Annotated in this window: 9 protein-coding genes; 5 read left to right on the top strand and 4 right to left on the bottom strand. The window is 61.1% G+C overall.

Translation table 11 applies throughout. The annotated features are described in order from the left end of the window. Positions 1–6 precede the first annotated feature (6 nt). A complete protein-coding gene (locus tag E4021_RS02955; protein WP_136456412.1) occupies positions 7–1,227 on the bottom strand; it encodes a glycosyltransferase family 4 protein in 1,221 nt (406 codons plus the stop codon). A gap of 130 nt (positions 1,228–1,357) precedes the next feature. Beyond that, positions 1,358–3,178, bottom strand: a complete 1,821-nt coding sequence (locus E4021_RS02960) for a M1 family metallopeptidase (RefSeq protein WP_136456413.1) — start codon at positions 3,176–3,178, stop codon at positions 1,358–1,360. Positions 3,179–3,374: 196 nt separating this feature from the next. Between E4021_RS02960 and E4021_RS02965 the strand changes: the two genes are divergently transcribed. After that, positions 3,375–4,280, top strand: coding sequence for an NmrA family NAD(P)-binding protein (locus E4021_RS02965; RefSeq protein WP_136456414.1), 906 nt, complete (start codon positions 3,375–3,377; stop codon positions 4,278–4,280). A 460-nt stretch (positions 4,281–4,740) separates the two neighbouring features. Here E4021_RS02965 and E4021_RS02970 read toward each other — a convergent pair whose 3' ends face one another. Together E4021_RS02970 and E4021_RS02975 are read right to left on the bottom strand one after the other, a co-directional pair. After that, positions 4,741–5,061, bottom strand: coding sequence for a winged helix-turn-helix domain-containing protein (locus tag E4021_RS02970; protein ID WP_136456415.1), 321 nt, complete (start codon positions 5,059–5,061; stop codon positions 4,741–4,743). Continuing rightward, positions 5,054–5,707 carry a hypothetical protein gene (locus tag E4021_RS02975; protein ID WP_136456416.1) on the bottom strand — a complete coding sequence of 218 codons (654 nt, stop codon included), beginning with the start codon at positions 5,705–5,707 and terminating at the stop codon, positions 5,054–5,056. Before E4021_RS02975 ends, E4021_RS02970 begins: the two co-directional genes overlap by 8 nt. 131 nt (positions 5,708–5,838) lie before the next feature. Here E4021_RS02975 and E4021_RS02980 point away from each other — a divergent pair, with 131 nt between their 5' ends. The 4 genes from E4021_RS02980 to E4021_RS02995 all read left to right on the top strand — a co-directional run bounded on the left by E4021_RS02980 (position 5,839) and on the right by E4021_RS02995 (position 11,109). Then, on the top strand, positions 5,839–7,044 hold the full coding sequence (locus tag E4021_RS02980) for an AAA family ATPase (protein ID WP_136456417.1): 1,206 nt from the start codon (positions 5,839–5,841) through the stop codon (positions 7,042–7,044). Further along, positions 7,031–8,263 carry a vWA domain-containing protein gene (locus E4021_RS02985; protein ID WP_136456418.1) on the top strand — a complete coding sequence of 411 codons (1,233 nt, stop codon included), beginning with the start codon at positions 7,031–7,033 and terminating at the stop codon, positions 8,261–8,263. Before E4021_RS02980 ends, E4021_RS02985 begins: the two co-directional genes overlap by 14 nt. Positions 8,264–8,288: 25 nt before the next feature. Next, the gene (locus E4021_RS02990) at positions 8,289–9,815 is read left to right on the top strand and encodes a hypothetical protein (protein WP_136456419.1); all 1,527 of its coding nucleotides are present in this window, start codon (positions 8,289–8,291) and stop codon (positions 9,813–9,815) included. A 100-nt stretch (positions 9,816–9,915) separates the two neighbouring features. Beyond that, positions 9,916–11,109 (top strand): APC family permease, encoded by a 1,194-nt coding sequence (locus E4021_RS02995; RefSeq protein WP_136456420.1) that lies wholly within the window; start codon positions 9,916–9,918, stop codon positions 11,107–11,109. Positions 11,110–11,115: the final 6 nt, after the last annotated feature.

The following is an 11,115-nucleotide window of genomic DNA, read 5'->3' on the forward strand; positions in this document are numbered from 1 at the left end:
GGGGAGTCAGGGGGCCACGACGGCGGATTCCAGGATCTCGTGGTAGGTCTCCATGAGCTCCCGGGCCAGTACGCGGCGGTCGTAGTGTCGGTTGAAAGCGGCGTGGGCGTTGCGTCCGATGGCTTCCAACTTGCGGCCCCTGCGGCAGCATTCCTCGATCACCTCGGCAAACTGCTCGGGCGTATCGGCAATGAAGAGGTCGCGACGGTTACGCGCCTTGATGCCTTCCAATCCGACGGTAGTGGTGACCACCACCCGGCCCAACGACATGGCCTCCAGGATCTTGGCCCGCATGCCGCCGCCGCTCAACAGGGGGACAATGCTGATGCTGTGGGACGCTACGAAGGCGCAACTGCTTTCGACCTCGCCATGGATCACGACGTTCGTCATTTCCAGCTGCTGAATGCTGTGCGGCATGTTCCGGCCGGCAATGTGGAACTTCACCTCCGGGCAGCGCCGGTGGATGAGGGGCCACACGTTGTTGAGGAACCATTGCAAGCCTTCCAGATTGGGCAGCCAATCCAGTGAGCCGATGAAGTGCAGGTGGGGCGGCTCGGAGAAACTGTCGTAGCGCGGAGGTCCGCAGAGGGTTTCCAGTCCAATCGGCAGCACGTAGGTGCGCCCGCGACTGCCGAGCCGCTCGAAGTTCTTCTTGTCGCGCTGCGTGATCGGAAGCAGCAGGTCGTACTGGTTGAGCTGGCTTTGTTCGTACTCCCGCAGTTGGCGGGTTATGTGACGCAGGTACCAACGCTTGGGCGCGAAGGAAATATTCTGGCAGCAACGCTCCCAGATCTCGTGTTCCACGTTGTGGGAACGCATTACCACCTGGGCGTCCGAATTTAACCGTATGGTGCGGATGTAGGGGGCCAGGTAGAGGGTTTCGAGTTGCACGATGTCGAAGCGCTCCTCGCGCAGCCAGCGCTCCAGTGCTTCGTGGTAACTAGCCTGGTGGAACCGGCTGATGTGATAGGAAGTGCCCCGTACCAGATTGGAGAAGGCATCGATGGGACTGATCTGATTGTCGACGGCCACCGTGCGCACCTCGCGGTAGTGACCCATTTCGGCCGGCAGGGCAGCGCCGGCGAAGAAATGCTTGGTCGTATTCATGGCCAGCAGGCTCACTTCGCACCCCAGCTCGCTGAGGCTCTTCGTCAGACCGTGAATGGCCAGGCTCTCGCCGTCCTTCAGCGGATACGGAAACTTCTTGGTTAAGACGAGTAACTTCATGTGAATAGGGCTGGGTGGGGCATTCTCTGCTCAGGGGATACCGCCACCCCGGTCTTTCGTGGCCTGGCCGGCAAATTTCTTCCCGAAAGTAATGCGGGAAGGACACCCTGGCCCTTCCCGCAGTCCCGGTTTATTCCCAGACGTTGTTGTCCAGATCGTCCTCAAACATCCGGTGCCGGGCGTTGAGTTCCACTTTCTGGATCAATTGCTTGTCAAAATCCAGCTCCAGGCTGTAGGCGGGATTGGTCCACCCCCAGTCGGGCAGCACCGTCCAATCGGCGGCGTACTCTGGCTGGGGCTTCTCGCCGCGCAGTATTTCGGGTGCGATGTAGTAGTACTTCTCACTGCCGTCCTTCAGGGTTACGGTCAGTTCCAGGGGCATGGGCATACGTCCCACGCGCTGCAGGTCGACGCGGGTCTTTCCGGTACCGTCCAGGTCCTCGACGTCGGTCACCGCGTAGTCGGGGTAGTCGGTACCGTTGACCCAGTATTCCCGGTACCAGTCGAGCTCCAGGCCAGAGCACTTCTCGGCCACCCGGATGAAATCGTTGTCGTTCGGGTGCTTGAACCGCCAATCGTGGTAGTACCGCTTGAGGGTACAGTTAAAAGCTTCCTCCCCTACGATGTAGCGCAGTTGCTCCAGGAACACCGCTCCGTTCACGTAGCTGGCTACGCTGTAGGCGGAGTTGGTCGCGAAGTGATCGGAGTGGACGGTGAGGGGTTCCTGCAGTCCCGACTGCCGGAACCCGCGCAGGCTGGCGTAGGTGCGTTCGTGGGGGTTGTCGGTGGCCTCACCGGCAATTAGGCCTTTCGTCCGCAGGTGGTTCATCACTTCATTGGAGGCCCAGCTGGTGAAGCCTTCGTCCATCCACGCATATAGGGCTTCGTTGGTGCCCATCAGCATCTGGTACCAGGTGTGCATGAGTTCGTGTACGCTTACGCCCACCAGACTGCTCATGGTGCGCTCCCCTGTGATCAGGGTAGCCATGGGGTATTCCATGCCGCCGTCGCCGCCCTGGATGAAGCTGTACTGCTCGTAGGGGTAGGGTCCGTAATGCGCGTTGATGTAGTTGAATGCCTCGTCCATGATCTTGGGCAGTGCTTCCCAGTTGTCGGTGGTGGCCTCCCCGGGCTGGTAGTAGAAGTTCAGGGTGGTACCATCATCGCGCTTCAGATCCGTATGGGTATAGTCGGGGTCTGCCGCCCAAACAAAGTCGTGCACGTTGGGCGCGACGAAGTGGTAACTCACCTTGCCGTTGCCGGTCGGGGCGGGCGTTCCCTGGAGGTAGCCGGTCGCGGCCACCACGTAGTCCTCGTCGATATTGATCGTGACGTCGAAGTCACCCCACACCCCGTAGAATTCGCGACCGATATAAGGGTTAGCGTGCCATCCCTGATAGTCGTACTCGGCCAGCTTAGGGTACCACTGGGCCATGCTGAACCGGATGCCCTCGGCGTTATCACGCCCGCTGCGGCGGATCTGCAGGGGTACCTGGGCGTCCCACTCCATGGTGAAGGTGGTGCTGTCGCCGGGCAGGATGGGTTCGTCCAGGGTCACTTCCAGGATGGTCCCCACGGTTTCGTAAGAAAGGCTGCCGCCCTCGCGTTCCAGGCTGTTCACCTTGATGTAACCGATCTCATCGGGCTGCAAATTACTGATGCGGTCGGCCACCCGTTCGTCGGCGTCCGGCAGGTTCAGGTTGCGCAGGTCCATTTGACTACCCGGCTGGAAGGCGTTGAAGTACAGGTGGTAAAAGACCTTGGTCAGGGTATCCGGCGACTGGTTGTAGTACTTCAGCACCTGGGTACCGGTGTACTGGTTGGCGTCGGCGTCCATTTCAATGTCCATATCGTAGGCCGCACGTTGCTGCCAGCGGTCGGGCTGGGCTAACAGGAGGGCGGGAACGCAGGTGCAGAGCAAGAGGTAAAAGCGAAGCGCGGGGGTTGACATCTGGTTTATTTGGGGTTAACGGGGTAGGTACGACCCTCACGCAACGTTCGCGGGCCGCAATGTGCTGACCGGGGCGGCCATTTTCACGCAATGGTAACAGATTTGTTGGGAAAGGACCGGGTTCCCAGGTGAATTTCTGCCCTGGCTCGACCCGAACGTAGTTCCCCCGGGCCGGGTTATTTGTAAAAATCATTCCATGACCGATTCACCGCCCCTGATCGTCGTGGCCGGCGCATCTGGCGACCTGGGCGCCCGTATCGCCCGCGAAATTATGAATCGCGGTGGACGCCTCCGGGCCCTCGTGCGACAGAGCACTCCCCGATCCAAAACGCGGCCCTTGCGCGACCAGGGTGCCGAGATCCGGGTGACCAATTTTGACGACGTGGTCGAGTTGACCGATGCCTGCCGGGGTGCAACCTGCGTACTATCTGCCCTGTCGGGACTGGAGGACGTAATCGTGGGGGTACAAACACGCTTGCTGGAAGCGGCGGAGGCAGCTGGCGCACCCCGCTTCATCCCTTCCGACTTCGCCCTGGACTTTACGCAATTGCCGCGCGGCACCAACCGTAACCTGGATTTTCGCAAGACCTTTCAGGAGCGCCTGGAGCAGTCACCGCTCGCCGTGACCTCCATCCTGAACGGGATGTTCGCCGACCTGCTCAACGGGCAGGCCCCTTTCATCGTCGACCGCATTCACCGGGTGCTCTACTATGGCGACGACCACCAGCAAATGGACTTCACTACAATGGACGATACGGCGCGCTACACCGCCCTGGCCGCGATGGACGCCGACACTCCGCGGTACCTTCGCATCGCTGGCGACGTGCTCGACGCCCACGGCCTGGCCAGGGCGGCCGAAGCGGCCCGCGGTGGAAAATACCGTCCGCTGCGGATCGGAGGGATTGGTGTACTGACTACCCTCATCGGCGTCACCCGTCTGTTCGTCCCCGGCAGGGACGATACCTACCCCGCCTGGCAGGGCATGCAGTACATGCGCAATATGATGAGCGGGCGGGGCAAGCTGTCTCCACTCGACAACCATCGTTACCCCGACTTTAAGTGGACGCCGGTTCGGGAAGTGCTCGCCCGTGCCACGGAATAAAGTGGGACCTATGCGCCACGATGGTATCGAGCTCCCAACCACCACCCCGGCAGGTATGGTGGCACTGGCACCCGCGCGTGTCGTCAACATCTTCAGCGGAACGAGAGGTAAGCGGTTGGACGGTACCCCCAGCGTCCAACGGGTAAGCGGTTGGACGGTACCCCAGCGTCCTACGGGTAAGCGGTTGGACGGTCCCCCTAGCGTCTAACGGGTAAGCGGTTGGACGGTCCCCCTAGCGTCTACGGGTAAGCGGTTGGACGGTCCCCCTAGCGTCCAACGGGTAAGCGGTTGGACGGTCCCCCAGCGTCCAACGGGTAAGCGGTTGGACGGTCCCCCCAGCGTCCAACGGGTAAGCGGTTGGACGGTCCCCCCAGCGTCCAACGGGTAAGCGGTTGGACGGTCCCCCAGCGTCCAACGGTTACGGAGTCCAAACAACTTTCAGAGCCGCAGCCCCACGGAACTAGTTCTCCATTATTTTCAAAAACTCCTCCAATTCTTCCAGGTGCCGCTCGAACGCCTCCCGGCCGGCCGGTGTAGCGCGGTAGCTGGTGCGGGGCTTATCGTCTACGAAGCGCTTCTCCGTCTCGATCTGCCCGGCCTTGTGCAATGCCTTTATGTGCCCGGCCAGGCTGCCGTCACTTAGTTTCAGGGCATTGCGCAGGGTGACAAAATCGACCCAGTCGTTGACCAACAGGATACCCATCAGTCCGAGACGGGTTCGGTGATTGTACAGCTTGCTGAGGCCCGCTACCGTTGATTTGACCGCTTCGACCTTATTCATGGGCATCGTATTTGAGGTACAGCCAGTAGCCGTAAGCAATGTGCAGCAGCCCGAAACCCAGGGCCCAGCAGTACAGACCGTACGCCGGAAATGCAAGCGCCAGCAGGCCGATACCGATCTCCAGGTACGCCAACACCCGGAGGTCCTCCGTAGTGAAGTTGCTGCCGTTCAGCAGCGCAAGTCCATAGAACACCAGGGTAGCCGGAGCAACCAGTTCCGCCTCGCCGTGGTAGATTAGGCCCAAACAGAAGGCACCCCCTGCCGCCAGGGGTACTGCCAGGTTGAGCAGTAGTTTATAGGTTCTTCGATCGGCGATCGTATAGCCCAATCGCGCTACCCGCCGGTGGGTAAAGTAGACTGCCGTGCTTACCGCAGCGGCCACCACCATCGCCGCTACGGCTAACAGGAATGGCAGGGGCTCCACGCCCCAGGGGTGTAGTCCGGCTCCCGATTCGGCAGCTGCAAGGTAAAGCGGAGGATGGCCCGCCACCACCCGGTAGGCCGCCACCAGCGCTACACCAACGAGCGCGCAGCAGCCCGCCCCTACCCCGGACAGGCCGCTCAGGCCGATGAAGTAACGGGACCGCTCCATCAACTGCCGGATATGGCGCAGATCAGAAATAGGCGTAGAAACGTGAAGGGCCATAAAGCACTTTGTAAGCCAAAGTTAAGACATTTCTTTTCACTTCGTCAGCAAGGGCCATAAAAACTTTCCGGGCCCAAACAAACGTTTCCCCCCGGCCCTTTACCCACCACCAAGGCAAGTGTACTAAACATATGGTCAACTCCTCCGACACCCAGCTCCCCGATGGTGCCGCCGCCCTGCTGGTGGCCCTGGCCACCCCCTCCCCGCAGGGCGAGATCGGCATTCCGGTGTTGTTGTGGGGCCGTCCCGGGGTGGGAAAGTCGAGTTTTATCGAAGGACTTGCCACGCCCGACCTCCGGGTCACGACCCTGATCGCTTCCATTCACGACCCCACCGACTTCAGTGGACTTCCCTTTCTGGAGAACGGCCGGGTAAAGTATGCCACGCCGGAATGGGTCGAGGACTTCCGTTCCAGCCCCGCCGGCATTCTGTTCCTCGACGAACTGAGCACGGCTCCGCCGTCTGTCCAGGCGGCCCTGTTGCGGGTGGTTTTTGAGCGCAAGGTGGGCTTCACCCCCCTCCCCCCGGGCGTACGTATCGTGGCGGCCGCTAACCCTCCAGACCTCATGGTAGGCGGCTGGGAGCTCTCCCCGCCCCTGCGTAACCGCTTCGTGCACCTGCAGTGGGACATACCCCAATCGCTTTACGTCCGCTCGTTGACTCACGGTTGGGACCGTGGACAGTTGCCGCACATCGACGCTGCCCGGCACCGTCGATTGCTCCCCGAGTGGAAAATTCGCATCGGCGGCTTCCTGCAGCTGCGGCCCGACGCCCTCCACGGCAATCCGGAAGACAACCCCTTCGGATTCGCTAGCCCGCGCAGTTGGGACTTCGCCGCCGCACTTCTGTGCTCGTGCGAACTCCTGGGTTACCGACTCGACGATCGCGATGGTTATGGTCAAACGGTAGTGCTCAATCTGGTCGCCGGTTGTCTGGGAGAAGCCACCGCCCTGCAGCTCGTAGAACACCTGAGTAAACTGCGACTGCCCGATCCGCGTAAAGTGCTGCACGGCGAGGCTTCCATCACGGTCAGCGAACTGGACGACGCCGAGCTGTTCGTACTTTTTTACGGAATGAACGCACTATTGTTGCCTGAATTGGAGTCCGACGAACTACTCGGTCAATCCCGCCGGTACCTGGAATTGGCGCAGGCGGTCTTCGACGATAGTCGACGCGACGTAATCTTCGTCCACCTCAAGGAACTGGCACGCGCGGGATGGTTGGCCCACCTCACCGCCGGTGGTACCAACGACCCGGAGCTTCAGGAGGTGATGGAACTCATCGGTACGGTTTTCAGCGATGAGGCCTTCAACGAATTCGTAAATGTCCTCGGGTGACCGGCAGCAAACGGCCGAGCGGATCCGTTTCGCCCGGGCCTACGCCGCCGAGCACCTGCCCTGGTTCGCTCCGGCACTTTTCCGGTGCCGCATCGTACTGTCTGAGGCCGTGCGCGTTGCCGCCGTAGACCGGCACTACAACGTGTACTGGAACCCAGACGTCGTGAACAAGCTGTACAGCGACCCTGATCGTTCCCATGCCCTGAGTGAGCTGGCGTTCCTTTGGGTGCACGAGATCAGTCACCGACTGCGACAGCACGGTGAGCGGGCGGAGGCCACTGGGGTAAGGGGCCAGGCGGCCAGTCGTCGCTGGAACGTAGCCTGTGATCTGGAGATCAACGATTCCGAATGGAAGGGCCTCCGTATGCCGAAGGCCTATCCCGGTCACCACGCGCGTGCTCTAGGGTGGCCGGAGGGAGAATTGGCAGAAACCTACTACCGGCGACTCACGGAAGAGGCCGCCCCCCCGCCTGATATTCCCGACGAGGGCAGCGGAGTACACGGGCAGGCCCGCCCGTGGGAGGACGGAGACCATCAGCGAATGACCCCGCTGGACGAGGAAATTTTGCGCCGCGAAGTGGCCCGCCTGACGCGCGAAGCCGCGGACCAGACAGTGCCGGTAAGCTGGCGGGAGTGGGCCGCCGACGTGCTCCGCAGCGGCGTCAACTGGCAGCAACGCCTGGGGCACCGATTGAGCATTGCCCTCCAACGTGGCCGCGGCATGCGAACGGATTACGCCTTTGGGCGACCCAATCGACGGCAGTCCGTCTACCACCCCGTGCTTCCACCCAGTCTTTCCGGCGCGCGTACCGCCAGCGTAGCAATCGTGGTCGACACCTCGGCCTCCATGAAAGGCGCTGACTTACAGCGTGCGTTAGCCGAGGTGGCCGCCATCATTCGGCAACTGGAAGCGCCGGTGACCATCATTCCCTGCGACCTGCGCGCCCACGAGCCAGTACGCATCGTGTCGGAGCGAGAGGCCTTCCAGGTCAGCCACCTTCCTGGCGGCGGCGGTACCGATATGCGGGCGGGCCTGAGCGCAGCCTTGGACCTCCAACCCCAGCCCGATTCCGTTCTGGTGATTACCGACGGCATGACGGCTTACCCGGAGAAGCCCTACCGCCTCCCCCTTATTTTCGCCATCCTCGGCCGCAGCGAGGACAAGCGGCTCCCCCCCCAGCCACCCTTTCGGCCGGACCAGGTGGTGGAAATCCGTTAGGGCATTGGTGCGTTTATCCTAGTCTATGGCTTCTGTTGATTACCGTTGGACGATTCCCACCCGCTACGGTCCGGCTACCTACGGGCTTTCTTTCGCCACCAGTGGCAAAGTGGAGGTAGCAGCTCTGCCCTTCGCCGCCCTCCCGGAAAGTGTACTCAAACTTACCTACGGCAGCAATTGGGAGGCTGTACACACCTATCTGGGAGCGCTGGCCCCTACCCTTCCCCATCGCATCCGGGCGGCCATCTTGCTAAAGGATGCTCCCCCGCCCTTCGGTGCGGTGGTCGCTGCGTATCGTGAGTCGATTCTCCAAATGGGAAAGGACGGTTCTCGGCCCACCCGCACCGGGGGCATGGGAATTTATGCTTTCGGCGAGGACGAAGTCAACGACGCGCTGAAACGGTTGGCTGACAGTGAGGCAATCGCACATCTGGAACATACCGACGACCGGCTGCTGGATTACCTGCAAACCCTGCTCCCGGTAGCCTCGGAAAAAACCTCCCGCCTGGTCTATGGCGTACTGAGGGCGCTCGGCACCCCGAAAGCCAGAGAAATTCTGCTGCGTTGCCTGGAATCGGAAGGGCGGCACCCGTACACTCCGGAAATTTTGCAGAGTCTGGCGTCCTACACCAGTCGGGAAACCCTGCAGCGCCTCAGAGCCGTGTATGATGCGGGCAAATTTGCCGAGGATGATTTGGAGGAGTACCTGCGTTTGCTGAGCCGTTTTCCCGGCTTCGGACTTCGTGATCACCTCACAGAGCTGCTGGACCGGCATCCCGATCAGGTGGAATTGATCGTCCAGGCCATGCGCAGTCTATCAATGCCCGATGCGTCAGTAGCCGGAACCATAAGGGAGAAGTTCGACGCGGAAAACCATTACCCGGTGTTGGACCGACTGCTGCGGGCAATTAACACGCTTAACGTCCCTCCCTTTACAGTGGACCTGGCGGCGATGAACCGCAAGGTGGACGCACCCGCCTTCACCGAGGTGCCGCCCGTAAACTGGCCGCAGCAGCTGGAGCCAGGCTGGAGAGAACTCGTGCGTCGGACCTCACTGGCGGCGGCAATAGCGGTAGTGACAGAATACCTGGAACGGCCCGAGCCCCGCCTGCAGCGGAATGCCCTGTTGCAACTTAAGGTAGTCCTGTCGGAACATGAGCTATCCGACCCCTTACCGGGGCCGCTTGAGTCCCGCCTTCGACAATTACTGGCCTCCCGGTACGATAAGGTCTACGTAGAAGTACTGAACGTGCTGGGTCAGCGTAACGTACCGCTCGCCGACCCTGCCGCTATGCTACAGGCCGTGCTGGAAATCGCCATCGGTAACCGTTACCGCTTCGTGGTACTCACCGCCCTGCGTCGCATCGGTGATACCGAACCGCTCCGCCATCTTACCCGATCGTTCCTGCACCGGCAGGTGGTCGCGGCCATCGATTCCGACCGCCTCGAACAGATCGCCGCCTTCCTGCCTTTCGTAGAAAAATACCTGGGCGAAACCGCCGGTTTACGACGGAGCCTGCAGGAGCGTCTGGCGAAATCCGCCGAGCGGTAAGACCGTTCCCGCCCTACCCTTTTCGCCCCTAAACTTATTACTCACCCTCCAAACCCATACGATCAGTTTGGCCGACCCACAGTTGAAACGTAACCTTGGATTGCTCGATATTTTAATGTTTGGCATTGGCGGCATTGTCGGTGCCGGGATATACGCCATCGTAGGCGAAGCGGCCGGCATCAGCGGCCATTTGCTCTGGGCCAGTTTTCTCGTTGCGGCCGTAGTAGCCTTGCTCACGGCCACCACCTACGCCGAGTTCGTGAGCCGATTTCCCGACGCCGGCGGCAGCTTTGAGTATGTTAAACAGGGCTTCGGTCGCACCACGGCCCTGTGGTTCAGCATCATGATGCTCTTTACGGGTGTGGTGGCCGCGGCGGCCATCGCCATCAGTTTCGGTCAGTACCTCGGTCGCTTGCTCGAAGTACCGCTGTGGGTGACCACCGCGGGCGTCATTATCCTCATGGGCCTCATCAATGCCGTAGGCGTGCAGCAGGCCAGCTGGTTCAATACCCTGGCAACGGTCGTTACCCTGGCCGGACTGGCTGCCGTGGTTTTCTTTGCCGTCCCCGAGTGGGGCTCCGTGCCGCTACTCAGTTCTGAGGGCGTGGGCTGGACCGGTATCGCATCAGGAGGTGCACTCATTTTCTTCAGTTTTATTGGCTACGAAGACCTGGTAAAGATGGCCGAGGAAACCCGCGATCCGCGCAAGACCATGCCGCGGGGCATTCTGATCTCCGGGGTGGTCGTGCTACTGATTTACCTGTTGATCGCGGTAAGCGCCGTATCCGTAATTCCGCCCGACGACCTGGCACGTGAATCTGGCCCCCTGGCCGCCGTTTTGCGGCGGAGCGCGGGTGCCGGGTGGGCAACGGCAATCGTGGTAGTGGCATTGTTCGCGACCAGTAAGACCATCCTTTCCAATATCCTCGGAACCAGCCGGTTGCTGTACGACGTGGCCCGCGACGGGGGAATGCCCTGGCTCCAGCGACTTACCCAGGTCAACGAATCCACCGGCACACCCCTATTGGCTACCTTGCTGATCACCCTGCTGGCGCTTGGGTTTGGGCTCATCGGCAATCTGAAGGTGGTGGCCAGCATCAGCAACATCTTTATTATGCTGGTTTTTCTCGCCGTAAACGCCGCCCTGCTGAACTACCGGCGGTTGCATGCCGACGAGCAGGATCCCCCCTTTCGGGTTCCCCTTTCCGTGGGGCGGTATCCCCTACCCACCATTTTGGCCTTCGCGGGCGTACTGATCCTGCTCGGCTTTAACGTGGCCAACATTGTCGGGTAATGCCGT

The sequence above is a fragment of the Neolewinella litorea genome, assembly GCF_004803465.1.
GTDB classification, from domain to species: Bacteria; Bacteroidota; Bacteroidia; order Chitinophagales; family Saprospiraceae; genus Neolewinella; species Neolewinella litorea.